The 15024-nt window shown below is 71.5% G+C and carries 19 protein-coding genes; 10 read left to right on the top strand and 9 right to left on the bottom strand.

Annotated features, from left to right (window positions below; genetic code table 11):
- Positions 1–43: 43 nt before the first annotated feature.
- The 6 genes from KC207_RS14230 (at position 44) to KC207_RS14205 (ending at position 4639) form a co-directional block, all read left to right on the top strand.
- Positions 44–247 carry a hypothetical protein gene (locus tag KC207_RS14230; RefSeq protein ID WP_211603971.1) on the top strand — a complete coding sequence of 68 codons (204 nt, stop codon included), beginning with the start codon at positions 44–46 and terminating at the stop codon, positions 245–247.
- Positions 244–429, top strand: coding sequence for a hypothetical protein (locus KC207_RS14225; RefSeq protein ID WP_211603970.1), 186 nt, complete (start codon positions 244–246; stop codon positions 427–429). Before KC207_RS14230 ends, KC207_RS14225 begins: the two co-directional genes overlap by 4 nt.
- Positions 430–449: 20 nt before the next feature.
- Entirely contained in the window at positions 450–1232 is a 783-nt protein-coding gene (locus KC207_RS14220; protein ID WP_211603969.1) for a hypothetical protein, read from the top strand.
- A gap of 222 nt (positions 1233–1454) precedes the next feature.
- On the top strand, positions 1455–3116 hold the full coding sequence (locus KC207_RS14215) for a phage tail tape measure protein (RefSeq protein ID WP_211603968.1): 1662 nt from the start codon (positions 1455–1457) through the stop codon (positions 3114–3116).
- Positions 3116–3433: a hypothetical protein gene (locus tag KC207_RS14210; RefSeq protein WP_211603967.1), complete on the top strand. Its 318-nt coding sequence runs from the start codon at positions 3116–3118 to the stop codon at positions 3431–3433. Before KC207_RS14215 ends, KC207_RS14210 begins: the two co-directional genes overlap by 1 nt.
- A gap of 117 nt (positions 3434–3550) precedes the next feature.
- A complete protein-coding gene (locus KC207_RS14205) occupies positions 3551–4639 on the top strand; it encodes a hypothetical protein (protein ID WP_211603966.1) in 1089 nt (362 codons plus the stop codon).
- 32 nt (positions 4640–4671) lie between these two features.
- Here KC207_RS14205 and KC207_RS14200 read toward each other — a convergent pair whose 3' ends face one another.
- The 4 genes from KC207_RS14200 to KC207_RS14185 form a co-directional block, all read right to left on the bottom strand.
- Positions 4672–5145, bottom strand: a complete 474-nt coding sequence (locus KC207_RS14200) for a helix-turn-helix domain-containing protein (RefSeq protein ID WP_211603965.1) — start codon at positions 5143–5145, stop codon at positions 4672–4674.
- 76 nt (positions 5146–5221) lie between these two features.
- Entirely contained in the window at positions 5222–5506 is a 285-nt protein-coding gene (locus KC207_RS17150; RefSeq protein ID WP_437179137.1) for a DUF6907 domain-containing protein, read from the bottom strand.
- On the bottom strand, positions 5503–5976 hold the full coding sequence (locus KC207_RS14190) for a hypothetical protein (RefSeq protein WP_211603963.1): 474 nt from the start codon (positions 5974–5976) through the stop codon (positions 5503–5505). The genes KC207_RS17150 and KC207_RS14190 overlap by 4 nt, the downstream gene beginning before the upstream one ends.
- An 81-nt stretch (positions 5977–6057) precedes the next feature.
- Positions 6058–6276 (bottom strand): helix-turn-helix domain-containing protein, encoded by a 219-nt coding sequence (locus tag KC207_RS14185; protein ID WP_211603962.1) that lies wholly within the window; start codon positions 6274–6276, stop codon positions 6058–6060.
- 306 nt (positions 6277–6582) lie between these two features.
- Here KC207_RS14185 and KC207_RS14180 point away from each other — a divergent pair, with 306 nt between their 5' ends.
- Positions 6583–7209, top strand: a complete 627-nt coding sequence (locus tag KC207_RS14180) for a maleylpyruvate isomerase family mycothiol-dependent enzyme (protein ID WP_211603961.1) — start codon at positions 6583–6585, stop codon at positions 7207–7209.
- Between the two features lie 10 nt (positions 7210–7219).
- Here the strand turns inward: KC207_RS14180 and KC207_RS14175 are convergent, their stop codons facing one another.
- Positions 7220–8008, bottom strand: coding sequence for a thioesterase family protein (locus KC207_RS14175; RefSeq protein WP_211603960.1), 789 nt, complete (start codon positions 8006–8008; stop codon positions 7220–7222).
- Between the two features lie 132 nt (positions 8009–8140).
- On the opposite strand from KC207_RS14175, the gene KC207_RS14170 reads away from it, so the two are divergent.
- From KC207_RS14170 to KC207_RS14160, 3 genes are all read left to right on the top strand, one after another.
- Positions 8141–8965 carry a hypothetical protein gene (locus KC207_RS14170; protein WP_211603959.1) on the top strand — a complete coding sequence of 275 codons (825 nt, stop codon included), beginning with the start codon at positions 8141–8143 and terminating at the stop codon, positions 8963–8965.
- Positions 8966–9052: 87 nt separating this feature from the next.
- Positions 9053–9622, top strand: a complete 570-nt coding sequence (locus KC207_RS14165) for a dihydrofolate reductase family protein (protein ID WP_211603958.1) — start codon at positions 9053–9055, stop codon at positions 9620–9622.
- A 47-nt stretch (positions 9623–9669) separates the two neighbouring features.
- The gene (locus KC207_RS14160) at positions 9670–10299 is read left to right on the top strand and encodes a class II aldolase/adducin family protein (protein ID WP_211603957.1); all 630 of its coding nucleotides are present in this window, start codon (positions 9670–9672) and stop codon (positions 10297–10299) included.
- A 25-nt stretch (positions 10300–10324) separates the two neighbouring features.
- On the opposite strand, the gene KC207_RS14155 is transcribed toward KC207_RS14160, so the two are convergent.
- Genes KC207_RS14155 through KC207_RS14140 form a run of 4 tightly spaced genes read right to left on the bottom strand, consistent with a single transcriptional unit; the run spans position 10325 to position 15009 of the window.
- Positions 10325–11089 (bottom strand): hypothetical protein, encoded by a 765-nt coding sequence (locus tag KC207_RS14155; protein ID WP_211603956.1) that lies wholly within the window; start codon positions 11087–11089, stop codon positions 10325–10327.
- Complete coding sequence (locus tag KC207_RS14150) at positions 11086–11757, bottom strand: SatD family protein (RefSeq protein ID WP_211603955.1); 672 nt, start codon at positions 11755–11757, stop codon at positions 11086–11088. Before KC207_RS14150 ends, KC207_RS14155 begins: the two co-directional genes overlap by 4 nt.
- A gap of 30 nt (positions 11758–11787) precedes the next feature.
- Positions 11788–12831, bottom strand: a complete 1044-nt coding sequence (gene mtnA / locus KC207_RS14145) for an S-methyl-5-thioribose-1-phosphate isomerase (protein WP_211603954.1) — start codon at positions 12829–12831, stop codon at positions 11788–11790.
- A 33-nt stretch (positions 12832–12864) separates the two neighbouring features.
- Positions 12865–15009, bottom strand: coding sequence for a S9 family peptidase (locus tag KC207_RS14140; RefSeq protein ID WP_211603953.1), 2145 nt, complete (start codon positions 15007–15009; stop codon positions 12865–12867).
- Positions 15010–15024: the final 15 nt, after the last annotated feature.

Below are 15024 nucleotides of genomic sequence, written 5' to 3'. Positions count from 1 at the left end.
TCTCCCGCCGGCTCGCGGCGGCCAGCAATAGACGGAAGACCCGATGACTCCCACCGCCCTACTCGCCGCCATCCCCGATGAGCTCCTGTTCGTCGGCCACCGCGACAACCGCTCGCGGGCCAAGCGCGCCCGCGGGTTGCTCGCGTGGCTCGAGGCCAACAACTGCCGCCCCACGTTCGCCGACCTCGAGGCCGAACGTCGGCGTCGAGGGCTGGCACACCTGGCCAGGAAGGAAGGAACCCCATGACCACTGACGAAAACCGCGCCTGGCTGCGTCGCCTGTTCGGCACCGATGACCCCGCCGAGGGCGAACGAGAGGCCAAGGACGACAACCCAGCGCCGCCCACCGACGGCGCCGACACCAAAGACCCGGGTGACCCCATGCGGGCCTTCACCCGATCCCTGTTCGACAACGCACTGCGCGACTGACCCCACCACCAAGGAGAACCATGATCGCCAACGACCGAGAGCTCACCGCCGTCATCTACAACCTCAAAGACGCCCACCGACGCCTCGGGGTGCCGCTGCCCCCGAAGGTGCTCAAGGGCCTCGACACGGTCGCCGCCACACGATCGGCCAACATGACCGCGCCCACGCAGGACGGTCTGCGTGCCGCCGTCATGAACGCCGTCGACGCCGGTCGCCCCCTCGCCGACGACGAGGCCGTACGGCTGGCGATGACGAACCGCTCGCTTGCCGCGGCCGGCGTTGACCGGTTCGTGGCCTCCGGGCTGCACGAACGCCGCCAGAACGTCCTCAGGGACGGCTTCCCCGAGCTGATGAAGGTCTGGGCGGGCATCGTCGACAAGGCAGGCCAGGCCATCACCGACGCGCGCGAAGCCATTCCGCAATTCGACTTCGACAGGACCGACCCGACCACGCTCAGCGCGTCCCAGGCGTTCCACTGGGCTGGCGCCCGCAAGGCGACCCTCGACGTCGAGGCTGTCGAGTCCGTGTGGCTCAGCCTGGCGAACGCCCTCGGCCTCGCCTACGTCGCCCGGGCGACGAGACCGCTGGTCCTGTCCGTCCTCACAGTCGACGAGATCCGAGCCCTCAAGGGGACGAACGCCGTAGGCGTCATCAAGGCGGGCCACCCCCTCCAGCTTGCCGACCTCGACGAGTTCGAGCGCCGAGTCGCTGCCTTTCACGCCGAACAGCGACAGCGCGAGGCGCAAGCGCGGACTTTCGTCGACCCGCAGAACTTCAGGGGCAAGCGTGTTGTGCCCGCCTGAGGCCAGGGGGACCACCCCCCGCCCCCGCCCCAGCGGCGCTGTTCCTGGCTTAGGTGGCTTGCACACACAGAGCTCGGAGGGTTTGGGGCCTGGTGGAAAAAAGCCGGAGAGAGGCATCGCCTAAGCCGGGAAGGGCGGCGGGAGGGGCCTCCAGGGGTCCCTCCCCCACCCCGTCACCAAGCAGATCCACGAGGCCAGCAACCACCTCGGAAGGAACGAACCATGACCACAGGCGTTGAGCTCGCCACCGCGTACGTCTCGCTGAGCGTCGAGACACGAGATATCGGCCGGGACGTCACCCGCATGTTCAGCGGCGTCGACTCCCAGGCGCAGCAGACCGGCCGCCGAGCCGGCGACAAGATGGGCGGCGCTGTCCTCGGCGCCGCCAAGACCTTCGCCGCACCGATCGCCGCAGCCCTCGGCACGGGCATCCTGATCGACTTCACCAAGGAAGCGGTCAACCTCGGGTCGGCCCTCGAGCAGTCCCTCGGCGGCGCCCAGGCGGTGTTCAAGGACGACTTCGACCAGATCAACGAGATCGCCAAGGACGCCGCCACCAACCTCGGCCTGTCGAAGAACGACTACCTCGAGCTGTCGACCGTCCTCGGCGCTGGCATCAAGAACAAGGGCATCAAGGACTTCGCCGACCAGACCGAGAACCTCATCGGCCTCGGTGCTGACCTTGCCGCGCAGTACGGCGGGTCCACCGCCGACGCTGTCGACGCCATCAGCTCGGCCATGCGAGGCGAGTCCGACCCGATCGAGCGGTACGGCGTCAGCCTCAACGAGACCGCCGTGAACGCCGAGCTCGCCGCCAACGGCCAGGACAAGCTCAAGGGCAAGGCTCTGGAGGCCGCGAAGGCCCAGGCCCGCATCGGGCTGCTGTTCGAGCAGTCCCAGGACGCCCTCGGCGCGTACGGCCGTGAGGCGGACACCCTCGCCGGCGTGAACGGTCGCCTCGGCGCCACGTGGGAGGACATGAAGGCCGACATCGGCACCGCCCTCCTGCCCGCGGCGCGGGAGCTGTCGTCGTGGTTCCTCCAGGACGGCCTACCGGCCGTGAAGGAGTTCGGCGGCTGGATCCGAGACGACCTCTGGCCGGCGCTCCAGGAGGGCTACCAGACCGTGATGCCCGGCCTCGAGAAGGCCCTGGACATCCTCTCCGGAGGCGTCGGTGACGGCACGTTCTCGTGGGAGGAGTTCGGCGCCGTCCTCACCGACAAGGTCATCCCCTTCGCCGCCGACCTCACCAACATCTACCTGCCCGCCTGGGCCGCCCAGATCCGCACCCTCATCGAGGTCGTCAAGGCCGCATGGGCCGTGTTCGAGACGTGGCGCGACATCACCCTCGGCGCCGCCGGGCTCATCCTCGACGCCTTCGCCGGAGTCACCGAGACCGGCGCCGACATGCTCCGCGCCCTGTCCAACGTCCCCGGGTTCGGCTGGGCAGCCGAGGCCGCCGACGAGCTCTACGCCGCCGCCGCGCAGGCGTCCGGGCTCGCTGACGCCATCCGCGACATCCCCAACAGCAAGAGCATCGACGTCTACGTCAACACTCGCCAGACCGGCCGGGTCGACGTCGGCGGGCAGTCGGTGAACCTCGGCATCGCCGGAGACATCCGCGCACGCGCCCGGGGTGGCCCCGTGAAGGCCGGAACGCCCTACGTCGTCGGCGAGTACAAGCCCGAGCTCTTCGTGCCCGCCACGGACGGCCGCATGCTCCCCGACGTCCCGGACTACACCGGCAGCCGTGACGGCATCGACTACTACCGCCTCGCCGACACGCTCGTCGGGGCACTGCGCCGGTCGGGCTCCTTCCAGGTCGAGGCGCGGCAGGTCGCCCACGCCGTCGCCATCGAGAACAACCGCTATCAGGGGATGTGATGTACGCACTCGACGGACTGACCTTCCACCTCGACCCACCCGAAGACCTCGAGCACTGGCCCCAGCACTCCGCGCACTGCGAGGGCTACGTCACCGCGCGCGAGAACACCCACGGCATCTGGGAAGTGAAGTGGCGCACCCGCCCCGGCCTCGACGACGAGGCACGGCAACGGTTCATCGACTGGGCACTGCCGGCACTCTCCCGGCTGATCACCCACGGCCCCGACATCGACGCCTGGTGCCACGGACAGTGGGGCTACTACCTCTGGGCCCGACCCATCGACCTGCCGCCCGACCCGTTCGAAGGCGCGTCCTGATGTCCGTTCGTTGCCACAAGCGGCCACGACGATCCCTCCGCGTGTGCTTGCATACGGCGGGGAGGTCACATGCCAACGGAGGCCCAGGAACAGATTCGATCCCATCCCGTCTGGGACATGGTCGAGAAGATGCACACGACGCTGTCGGAAGCGGCCATACCAGACGACAAAGAGTCAGCGGAGTCGTACGCCCGGCTCCTGCGCGTGGTCGAAGAGCTAGCGGCGCACCGGAGTCAGGGCCCCGATCTTTACTCACGGACTGCTCTACAAAACTTGATGAGCGCGCTGACACCTGTATCGACGTCCCTGACCCAGTTTCGCGAGGATCCCGAAGAAGGTGGACACCTAGAGAACGCGGAAGAGGATCTCGACCAAGTCGTTCATGCGATGGGCGACCTTCCACCACTGCCGCCAAAGGGAAAGGCGGCTGCGGCGGGAAAGGCAGCTGCAACCTACGAGCGCGCCTCCATAAAGAGCCTGGAGCGGTGGCAACAGCAGTCTCAGGACCTAGAGGAGAAGCTCTCCGAGCTGGAGGCAGATGTTGCGAATCTGACCAAGAATGCGGACTCCCGAATCCAGCAGGCCATCGACGACGCTGTGAAGAGTGCCTTGGAAAGCCAAGCCGCCGAATGGCAGCCAGTGATGGCATCGCTCAAGGCCGAAGAAGCCGAAGCCAAGTCCGAGGTCTCCGAGATGCGTAGCCTGCACAACGACGCCAAGTCGATCTTGGCTGCCGTCGCCGATAAGGCAGTCGCCAGCGACTACCGAGAGAACGCACGCAACAAGTCGGTCGGCGGATGGATCTGGGATGTGATCGGTACAGCGATCGGTCTGGGCGCTCTTTGGCTCCTCGCATATCACTTGCTCGAAGTTGCCAACGAACGATCGATTCCGCTCGCCCTAACCCGCTTAGGGGTCTCAGTCGCGGGCTTGGGGCTCGCGGCCCTCTGCTTTGGCCGAGCGCGAACGTTCCATAAGGAGTCGCGCCTGGCCAAGCGCACCGATCTGCGGATCCGTACCGTCAAGGGATTTATCGCCACTATGGATGAAGAGACGCAGGAGGCGGTACTTCAGGGGATGGCCGAACGCCTGTATATGCGGGGCGAGCTAGAACCGGTGAGCGAGGATGATGAAAACTTCGATCCGCTGGAGCGGATTCGGGAACGGGTTAGCCTGCGTCGAGTTGCGAATGAGGACGAGACCTGACCGGGACCGCGCCACTGCTGCCACGATTCCGCCTACGCCCACCGTTGGAGCGACTTCACCCACTCCTCGAGGTCGGCCGGCCGGATCGAGTAGTTGCCACCAGGGCCGTGCCTGCCCGCCTTGAGCGGTGGCGGGTATATGCGCGGGTCAACTGCGTGCACCGCCGCGTACAGCGTCTTGGGAGAGACGCCGACCGCTGCCGCGGCCTCCTTGAGGGTCAGAGCGATTCGAGGAACGGTTCGTCGCTTCATTCCTTCCCAGTCCTCCTCAGGGCCGAGGAACGTCATCTGTGGCTCGTTAAGTTTCCGCTCCCACAGCCGGAGCTCGCGTGCGGTGATCGCGAACGCGCCCTGGTACCCGTGCCGGCCGGCGATCGGCAGGATCGGCGGGTAGGGATAGTTCACGTCGTCTGTCTTGCGGGTGCAGATGATCACGAACTCGAGAGGCACGTTCAGCATCCGCGCGATCTCGCTGGCGTTGTAGCAAAGCCTGGGGAAGCTGCTCACTGCTCAGACCGCCCCATTGGGTGAACATAGCGACGCCCCCTGGCATGGCACCAGAGGGCGTCGCTGCTGCTCTCGGTCAGTCGGACGCCTCCAGGGTGTCGGCGGCCTCCAGAAGAGCCTGTGCCATCGCCCGGGCCTCAGTGGCGGTCATGCCGTCATCCGTCACAGCGCCGATCTGAGCGCCTACACCGTCGTGCTCGGCGTCGATGTCCACGAACCACTGCTTGACGCCCCGATATCCGGTGGCGACGCCGCTGCGGGTCCGTGAGTGCGGATAGAAGCCCTCGGCCCAGTCGTCATCCGTGTGTTCGGCCTCGCACCACGACGGACACCTAGCGTCCCGCGGCGCCAGGGCGCTCACTGCCGCCCGCCCACGTACTCGGCAAGGTCGACGTCATCGGCAGCCTTCAGGAGTAGCGCCGCCAAGCTCCGCGCCTCACCTGAGGTCACACGCACCCCGTACGCGTAGTCGTCGCCGTCCTCGCACTCGGGCGCGCTGAGTCCCACGAGGATGGTGTCGTCGCCGATGACCCCGTAGGGAAGCGGTCCTTCACCACTCGGGATGTGCGTCTGGCCTGCCACGAGCACATCGACGACGCCCTGGTGACACCGTGTGACGTAACCCGGCACTCGCCGGATTTCGCACAGGCTCAGCCACCCGACTAGGCGAGGGGAGCCGAATTCCTCTTCGCCTTCGGCGGCATAGGTCCCTAGGGTTCGGGACTTGGTGGGGGCCGGCGCGGCCACACGGTCACCGGGGGTCGACCCATCGGCCGGCTGAGTAGATGTGCTCGGGTGCAGGCTCGCGTCCTGCTGCATGCTGTCGTTCACGGTCGTTCTCCTGGTTCTGTCAGGTGATTCGGTCGAGGCCCCGGGTCGGTGTTCGCGCACCGCCCGGGGCCGTTCTGCATGTCAGCCCTGCAACCTCCTTTCCGTACGGCGGTCGATGAGGTCGACGACGTCCTCGGGCTTCACCAGCCACTCCCGGGACGGGCGCTTGGCTGGCAGGTCGCCGTCGAGGATCGCGTCGTGGACGAAGTCGTACGACACGGAGAACCGCTTCGCCGCAGCCCGGATGGTGAGGAAGTAGGGCTCGACGTCGTCGCGCTCGGCCTTCTGTGAGTTGTTCATGGGACCCGACGTTCCACCCATCCCCACCCCGGCCGCCATACCCATTTGGTCTCGGACTCCATGCTTCTCTCCTCTGCGTAGTCCGCAACCAGTCCGCAGGACGGTCACGGATCGTCAACGACTACCAACGGTTGTCGGTAGCGTTTACGCAGGTCAGAGAGGGTTCCTACCGTCAGCCAACGTCAGCCAACGGTGCGGGGAGAGTTCGAGATGTACTTCGACATCTGATCGACCGGGCACCGACGAAGGGCGCTCCCGCTTGCGGCGGGGGCGCCCTTCGCGCGTCCGCTGCGGCAGACTGCGCGGGTGTCCCTCACCCACCTCGTCCGCGCCGAACGCGTCGACCTGCTGGACCTCGTCCGGGCCCTCGGGCCGGCGGAGTGGGAGATGCCGTCGCTGTGCGCCGGGTGGCGCGTGCGCGACGTCCTCGCCCATGTCCTGAGCTACGAGGTCGCGACACCCCGCGAGATGCTCGACCAGGCCGGCCGGGGCCGGTTCCTGCTGTCGGGCATGAACGCGGCCGGCGTCGCGCGGCTCGCCGGGACGACACCCGACGACCTCGTCGGGATGCTCGAGGCGCACCTCTCGCCCGCCGGTCCTCCGGCAACGCTCTTCGGCGGCCGAGTGGGACTCACCGACGCGCTCGTCCATCAGCAGGACATCCGTCGGGCCGTCGACCGACCGCGGGTCGTTCCGGCCGAGCGGCTGCGTCCGGCCCTCACCTTCGCCCTCACGGCCCCGCCGCTACGGGGAGCCTGGCGTGCCCGTGGCACCCGCGTCGTCGCGACCGACCTCGACTGGTCCTTCGGCCGCGGCCCGGAGGTGCGCGGGCCGGCCGAGGCGGTCCTCATGGTCCTCGCCGGCCGTCCGGACCCGCTCGGCGACCTCGACGGTCCGGGGCTGCCCCGTCTGCGGCAGCGCCTGGGGTCGTAGGCCGGGGTCGTCAGCGCGGGCGGACGGTGAGGCACTGCTCCAGCGAGCCCAGCGGACCGGCGGCGTCGTGCAGCCGGGAGCTCGTCAGGCCGACACCGTTCGCGCCGAACGTCACGCTCGTGTCGAACCCGAGCCACTCCCCCCGCGGCTCGCGCAGCAGGTGCGCCGTGAGGTCGATGTTCGGGAAGTGCACCGCCCGGGGCTCGGCCCGCACGACCATCCCGTTGGCGATGTCGAGCAGCCCGGCGGCCCGGGCCGCCGGGGTGACATCCTCGTCGGCCACGAGCGGGAGCGACGTGCGCGCCCAGAACCAGCCGCGACCGGGCTCCGCGAGATGGCGGCGCAGCTCGACGGAGGCGATGAACCCGCCCGGCCAGTACTCGCTCGGGGACCACGCGGGCAGCTCGTCGGGTGTGGGCACCGGTGGCAGGGACGTGCCCGCCACCGCGCTCGAGTCCCGGGGCTCCATGAGCCACGCCCGCAGCGTCACGACGGTCCGTCCACCGTGCTCGATGCCCGCCTCGACGAGCTCGATCGTGCGCCCGGGGCGCAGCACCCGGACCGTCGTGCCGACCTCGTCGACGGGCACCGTCCCGAGGATGTCGTAGCCGAGCCGGCCCACGACGTAGTCGTCGGTGCGACGGCGACGACGGTGCTGCTCCACGACGTGCAGCAGCAGACCGAGGGCGGGGGCGATGTGCTGCTCGTCCTCCCGCCAGGCCCCGCTCGTGGCCGTCGTCGCCCGGAACTGGTCGTCCGCGAGACGCTCGAAGTACGCGTCCGTCCTCTCGTCACCCACCCGGACGACCCTAGGCGACCGGCCCTCCCCTCGCGCGCCCCGAATCCGCCGACCACGCCCGTGACCGGCGCCGGCGGGTTACCGTCGGGAGAGGCGTCGTCCGATCGACTCGAGACAGCAGGGGCTGAGCGCATGGACCCGACCCGCACGGTCACGGCCGCCCTCGTGGCGGCCGGACTCGTCGTGGCCGGCGTCGTGCTCGTGCGACCGGCTGCCGGCGCGGAGCCGGGCCTCGTCCTCGACGTCGACTTCGCCGACGCCCCGGCCGGGCGCATCCTCCACGAGCCGTCGCTGGGCGGCAGCGCGGCCGGGTCGCTGCGCGCCGTCGTCGTCACCCAGGACGCCCGCGCCTACACCGCCCACTCCCCCGCGGCCGAGGACGAGCAGGCCCTACGGCTGCCGGAGTACGAGGTCCTCGACGGCACCCGTACCCCCCTCGCGGTCCTCGGCATCCGACCGACCGGCGGGTCCGACCCCCTCGCCGTCGGCGAGCGGTCCTTCCGCTGGCAGGCCGACTTCCGCCAGGACCCCGACATCGGCGACGACCCCGCCGACGGCGACAACCTCCTGCAGCGGGGGCTGTACGACGACCGGTCGCAGTGGAAGCTCAGCGTCGACAAGCACGTCGTGGGCTGCTACCTCAAGACCGCCGACGGTCGCCGCAGCGGCGTCGAGACGCGGCTGCACGACATCGACTCCTGGCACCGGGCCACGTGCGAGCGCACGGTCACCGGCGAGGGCACCGCGGTGCTGAGCCTCACCCTCGGGGTGTGGGACGGCGAGGACTTCCAGGAGACCTTCTCCGGCGAGGCTCCCGAGAACGCCTTCGGGGCGGTCGAGTTCGACCCGGACGCGCTGGTCAGCGTCGGAGGAAAGCTCAACCCGGACGGGTCCCTGTCGGGCAGCCCCGACCAGTTCAACGGCTGGGTCGACGGCATCGCGCTGCGCGTCGGCTGACACCGTCCGCGGGGAAACCGGGGTGCCGCCGTGCACCTCGCCGGGCTAGCGTGCCCGGGTCCGTCCACGCCACCCAGGGGGTCCTGCATGCGCCGTCTCGTCTACCTCGTCGCCACCTCGCTCGACGGCTTCATCGCCGACGACGACGGCGGCGTCGACGCCTTCCCCGCCGATCCCGACACCCTCGCCGCGATCTTCGCCGAGTACCCCGAGACCTGCCCCGCGCACGCGCGCGAGGCCCTCGGCGTCGACGCGCCGCCCCGCCACTTCGACACGGTCCTGCTCGGCCGACGCACCCACCAGCCGGCGCTCGACGCCGGGCTCTCGAGCGGCTACCCGCACCTGCGGCAGTACGTCGTCACCTCGCGTGACGACCTGCCCGACGACCCCACCGTCACGCGTGTCGCGGACGACCCGGTGGCGACCGTCCGTGCCCTCAAGGAGGAGGACGGGCTCGACGTCTGGCTCTGCGGCGGCGGGGACCTGGCGGGCACCCTCGTCGAGGAGATCGACGAGCTGCGGCTCAAGGTCAACCCGGTCTCGCTCGGCAGCGGCGTCCCGCTCTTCCGGGGAGCCTCCCGACCGGTCCGCTGGACCCTCGACGGGGCGAGCGCGCTGCCCGGCGGCGTCGTGCTCCAGCGCTACCTCCGGGGCTGACCCGGGGTCGGCGCCCGCGGCCGCGGCGGGTACGGCAGGATCGGGGTGTGGAGGCACCGAGAGCGGATGTCGTCGAGCAGCTCGTCGACGCGGGACGGCACGTCGTCGAGCGCGGGCTCGTGCAGGCCAGCGGGGGCAACCTCTCCGCGCGCGTGCCGGGGACCGACCGGTTCGTCGTCACCGGCACGGGCACCTGGCTGGACCGGCTGCACCCGGACGACTTCGCCGACGTCGAGGTGGGGGGCGCCCGCGTCGGCGGTGCCGAGCGGCCGAGCATCGAGTGGCGCCTCCACGAGCGGACGTACGCGGTCCGTCCCGACGTCGCCGCGATCGTCCACCTGCACCCGCAGCACGTCCTGCTCGTCGACATGCTCGGGGCCCCGATCCGCTTCACGACCCTGGACCACCGCTTCTACGTCGGCCACCACGGCCGGGTGCCGTTCCTGCCGTCGGGCAGCGACGAGCTCGCCGACGCCGCCGCCGAGGCCGCCCGGGAGCACGACGCGGTCGTCCTCTCGCACCACGGGTGCTCCGCCCTCGGCGACTCGGTGTCGATGGCCCTGCGCCGCGCCCTCAACCTCGAGGAGGCCGCCGCGATGACCTACCGGCTGCTCGTGGCCGGGAACACCACCGCCGACTTCCCGACGGAGTGGCGCGACCGCATCATCGACGCGTAGCGCCCGGCCGGACCGGGTGCCCCGGTCAGGCGGCGAGGACGAGGCTCCCCAGCGCGACGAGCCAGGAGATGAACGAGCCGACGAGGAAGTACTCGGTCACCGCGTCGATACCCAGGCCCTCGACCGTGGACCCGCCCCGCTTGCTCTGCAGCTCGGGGAAGCGGATGAGGCCCTTCGCCGCGATGACCAGGCCCGCGGCACCGAGCTGGCCCGCGAGTCCGAGCCCGAGGATGAGCACGCGCTCCATCGGCCCGAGCAGCCGCCCGCCGCGCAGCTGGTCGGACGCGTGCGGACCGAGGTCCGGCGTCACCCGCGCCGGCGGGAGCGCGTTGATCGCGATGAGGACGAGACGGACGACGACGTTGGCCGTCGACAGGTTGGCCAGGAGCAGCCCGAGGACGAGCAGGGCCTGTCCCGCCCCCGCCCCGGCGACCGCGGGCGGCAGGTCGGCCCAGGCGAGCCAGCGCGCCGCCGGCCCCGCGACCGGCCCGGACCACCCGGACAGCAGCAGCAGCCACGCCGCGCCGACCGCGAGCCAGGACAGGGCGGCGACGTGGCCCGACCCGGTCGTCAGGGCCTGCTGCGAGTACTGCAGCCACAGCAGGAGCGGGACGAGCGAGCCGAGGAGCACCACGGCGTCGACCGCGGTCCAGCGGCCGGCGAGGGCCGCGACGACGACGACGGCGACGACCCCGACGACGCGGGCGGCCCGCTCGCTGCGCGGCCGGTCGCCCGCCCGGACGAGGTCGGCCAGCCCGAGGCCGACGAGCCAGACCGCGAGCCACGTCACGCGAGCCCCCGCAGCAAGGACTGGGCGGCGAGGACGGCGCCGATGCCGTCGGTGCGCACGCGCTGGGACACCGCCGAGGCGCTGATGCCCTCGCGGTCGGCCAGCTCGGCCTGGGTGACGTCGTCCTCCATGAGGCCCCTCAGCAGTCGCAACGAACGGTCCGAGAGCGAGCCAACCAGATGGTCCCGACACAGCAGGGCCGCGTTGACCGCCGCGAGGTCCCCGTCCTCGGGGACCGGCGCCCCCTCGACCCCGTCGACGGCGACGGCGGTCCGCAGCCACCGGGTCGGGGACCGTCCCGCCTGCTCCTCGACGGCCTCGACCGCGGCCCGGGCGGCCCACCACGCCGGACCGTCCTCGATACCCCGGTCGGCGTCGACGACGGTGGCGGCGCCCCGGCCGAGGCCGATCCGCACGTCGACGTCGGGCAGGAGGGTCAGCCGGACGCGCCAGGCCGCCTCCAGGGCGTCGCCGAGCCGGGTGTAGGCCCCCTGGAACTCGTCGGAGAAGGTGACCGCCAGCCCGCGCAGCGACGGCACCCGGGCGTCGGTGTCGGCGAGGGCGGCGACGACGGCGTCGTGGACCGCCCGACGGTCCGCGGCCGCCCGGGACCCGACGATGTCCCCGATGAGGACGTGCTCTGAACCGTGGGTCTTCAGATCGACCATCTGAAGATCATACATTCATTTCGAAGATATTCAGCCCAGGACTTCACCCATGGTGCCACCGGCGGCCGGCTCGACGAGGCCCCGCTCGGTCGCGACCGCGGCGACGAACCGGGCCGGCGTCACGTCGAACGCGGGGTTGTAGCCCGGGCTGTCGACAGGGGTGGTCCGGGTACCCTGCCACCCGGTCACCTCGTCCCCGGAGCGCTCCTCGATCTCGATCGCGTCGCCGTCGGGGGTCGCGAGGTCGACGGTGGACCACGGGGCCGCGACGAGCAGCGGGATCCCGGCCTCCCGACAGGCCAGCCCCACCCCCAGGGTGCCGATCTTGTTCGCGACGTCGCCGTTGGCGGCGATCCGGTCGGCCCCGACGACCGCGCAGTCGACGAGCCCGCGCAGCACCGTCGACGCGGCGGCGCCGTCGACCTGGACCCGGTGCTCGATCCCCTCCCGGGCGAGCTCCCACGCGGTGAGCCGGGCGCCCTGCAGCAGCGGCCGCGTCTCGTCGGCGTACACGATCTCGAGCGCCCCGCGGGCGTGCAGCTCGCGGACCACCCCGAGCGCCGTGCCCCAGGCGGACGTCGCGAGCGTCCCGGCGTTGCAGTGGGTGAGCACGCGCAGCCGGTCCCGACCGGTCCGCTCCAGCAGCCAGTCCGCCGCGCGGCGGGAGAGCTCACGGTTCGCGCTCTCGTCGTCCGCCGCCACCTGTCGGGCCGCGGCGAGGACGGCGTCCCGTCCGGCCCCGACGAGCGGTCGCACCGCGTCCACGCCCCACGCGAGGTTCACCGCCGTCGGGCGGGCGAGCCGGACCCGGTCGATCTCGGCATCGAGCCGGGCGGCGTCCCAGCCCTCGCGCTCCGCCTCGTCCATCGCGACGACGACCCCCATCGCGCCCGCCACCCCGAGGGCGGGCGCGCCCCGGACCGCGAGCCGCTCGATCGCCGCGACGAGCGCGTCGACCGTGACGACGTCGAGCACCTCGGTGTGGTCCGGGAGCCGGGTCTGGTCGAGCAGCCGGAGGGCGCCGCGCCCGTCGGTCCCGGCCGCGTCGTCCCAGGTGATCGTGTGCAGCGTCATGGCCGCACCCTAGCCGGGGTCCCGCCGGGCCCGTCAGACGGTGACGGAGCCCTCGGGCCGCACGCGCTCGGTGGCGCCGAGCCGGTCGAGGACGAAGGCCCACTCCCACGCCACCTGCTCCCACGCGGCGTAGCGACCGCTGCGTCCGCCGTGGCCGGCGGACATCTCCGTCCGCAGGAGCACCGGACGCTCCGCGGGGTCGTCGACGACGGTCGTGCGCAGCCGGGCGACCCACTTCGCCGGCTCGGTCACGTAGACGCGGGTGTCGTGCAGGCTGCTCGTCGCCAGGACCGCGGGGTAGGCCTGCGCCCGGACGTTCTCGTACGGCGTGTAGGCCCGCATCGCCGCGTAGACCTCCGGGTCCTCCAGCGGATTGCCCCACTCCTCCCACTCCCCGACCGTGAGCGGCAGCTCCGGCTGGAGGATCGTCGTGAGGGCGTCGACGAACGGCACCGCCGCGTGGACGACGCGGAAGAGGTCCGGGGCGAGGTTGACCGCGGCGCCGACGAGCAGCCCTCCGGCCGACCCGCCCTCGAGCCCCAGCCGGTCCGGCGCGACCCAGCCGCGCTCGACGAGGTGCCGCCCGACGTCGACGGTGTCGGTGAAGCTGTTCGCCTTCGCGAGCATCTTCCCGCCGTCGTACCAGGCCCGGCCCATCTCCCCGCCGCCGCGCACGTGCGCGACGGCGACGACGACACCCCGGTCGAGCAGGCCGAGCCGGGCGACGGAGAAGTACGGGTCGGAGGAGATCTCGTAGGCCCCGTAGGCCGACAGCAGGCCCGGGTTCGTGCCGTCCGGCTCGACGCCTCGCCGGCGGACGACGGACACCGGGACCTCGGTGCCGTCCTGCGCCCGGACCCACTCCCGGTGCTCGAGGTAGTCGGAGGCGTCGAAGTCGCCGAGGACCGGCTGGCGCTTCAGGACCGTGCGGGCGCCGGTCGCGAGGTCGACGTCGAGCACGGTGCGCGGCGTCGTCCAGGACTCGGTGACCACCTGGATCGCCGACTGCCCGGGCTCGGGGTTGTCGCCGAGCCCGACGGTGCGGACCGGCTCGTCGACGTCGACGTCCCACGGCGTGCCGTGCCCGGACACCGACGTGACGTCCCGCGGCAGGACCCGAACGGCCGGCTGCCCGCCGGTGCGCAGCGACAGGACGCTCGCGCCGTCGAACGCGTCGACGCCGGCGAAGCGCTCGCCCTCTCCCGAGTCGAGTAGGGGCAGCCACTGCTCGTGGCTCGTCGCGTCGAGCGGGGCCCACGCGAGGTCGAAGTCCGGGCTGTCCGCGTTGTGCACCACCAGGAGCCGGTCGGACGCGGGCTCGACGTCGTACTCGACGCCGTCGCGCCGGGGAGCGACGACGCGCCACTCCCCCTCCGGGTCGGCCGCGTCGAGCATCCACACCTCGCTCGTCGTCTTCGACCCCAGCCCGAGCAGGAGCCACCGTTCGTCGCGGCTGCCGCTCACCCCCATCCAGAAGCGCTCGTCGTCCTCCTGGTGCACGAGCACGTCCTGCGCCGGGTCATCACCGACGCGGTGCCGCCACAGCTGGTGGGGACGCCAGGCGTCGTCGACGCGGGTGTAGAAGACGTAGTCGCCGTCGGCGCTGAACTCGACGCCGTACCCGATACCCCGGACCGAGGTGTCGAGCACCCGTCCGGTCGTCACCTCGCGGACGACGAGGTCGAACCGCTCGTCCCCCGCGGTGTCGGTGGCGAACGCGAGCAGCCGGTGGTCCGGGCTCACGGTGAGCGCGCCGAGGGAGAAGAACTCCGAGTCCCCGGCCTCGAGGTTGCCGTCGAGGACGACCTCCTCGCCCGGCAGGACCCCCGCCTCCGGGTCCGGACGGCCCTCCCCCTCGCGGCGCGGCACCCGGACCTGGACCGAGTACTGCTTGCCCTCGGCGGTCCGGGCGAGGTACCACCACGGCCCGCTGGCGACGGGCACGGACAGGTCGTCCTCCTTGACCCGGCTGCGGATCTCGTCGTAGAGCGTCTCGCGGAGCGGGGCGAGGTGGGCCGTCATCTCCTCCGCGTAGGCGTTCTCGGCCTCGAGGTGGTCCCGCAGCTGCGGGTCCTCGAGGTCGCGCATCCACCAGTACGGGTCCTCGACGGACTCGCCGTGGTGCTCGCGGGTGTGCGGGCGGGTCGGGGCGATCGGCGGGCTCGGGAAGTCCGGCATCCCGTCACCCTATGC

This window comes from Phycicoccus avicenniae, assembly GCF_018139485.1.
GTDB lineage: Bacteria > Actinomycetota > Actinomycetes > Actinomycetales > Dermatophilaceae > Phycicoccus > Phycicoccus avicenniae.
Note: the sequence above shows the minus strand (reverse complement) of the source record. Positions and strands in the feature narration are given on the sequence as shown.

What these genes read in the sequence shown, in the direction of transcription:
- KC207_RS14140 (WP_211603953.1), bottom strand. Translation starts at nt 15,009, where the DNA reads ATGCCGGACTTCCCGAGCCCGCCGATCGCCCCGACCCGCCCGCACACC.
- KC207_RS14150 (WP_211603955.1), bottom strand. Translation starts at nt 11,757, where the DNA reads ATGGTCGATCTGAAGACCCACGGTTCAGAGCACGTCCTCATCGGGGAC.
- KC207_RS14205 (WP_211603966.1), top strand. Translation starts at nt 3,551, where the DNA reads ATGGTCGAGAAGATGCACACGACGCTGTCGGAAGCGGCCATACCAGAC.
- mtnA (WP_211603954.1), bottom strand. Translation starts at nt 12,831, where the DNA reads ATGACGCTGCACACGATCACCTGGGACGACGCGGCCGGGACCGACGGG.
- KC207_RS14185 (WP_211603962.1), bottom strand. Translation starts at nt 6,276, where the DNA reads ATGAACAACTCACAGAAGGCCGAGCGCGACGACGTCGAGCCCTACTTC.
- KC207_RS14220 (WP_211603969.1), top strand. Translation starts at nt 450, where the DNA reads ATGATCGCCAACGACCGAGAGCTCACCGCCGTCATCTACAACCTCAAA.
- KC207_RS14225 (WP_211603970.1), top strand. Translation starts at nt 244, where the DNA reads ATGACCACTGACGAAAACCGCGCCTGGCTGCGTCGCCTGTTCGGCACC.
- KC207_RS14170 (WP_211603959.1), top strand. Translation starts at nt 8,141, where the DNA reads ATGGACCCGACCCGCACGGTCACGGCCGCCCTCGTGGCGGCCGGACTC.
- KC207_RS14165 (WP_211603958.1), top strand. Translation starts at nt 9,053, where the DNA reads ATGCGCCGTCTCGTCTACCTCGTCGCCACCTCGCTCGACGGCTTCATC.
- KC207_RS14230 (WP_211603971.1), top strand. Translation starts at nt 44, where the DNA reads ATGACTCCCACCGCCCTACTCGCCGCCATCCCCGATGAGCTCCTGTTC.
- KC207_RS14215 (WP_211603968.1), top strand. Translation starts at nt 1,455, where the DNA reads ATGACCACAGGCGTTGAGCTCGCCACCGCGTACGTCTCGCTGAGCGTC.
- KC207_RS14210 (WP_211603967.1), top strand. Translation starts at nt 3,116, where the DNA reads ATGTACGCACTCGACGGACTGACCTTCCACCTCGACCCACCCGAAGAC.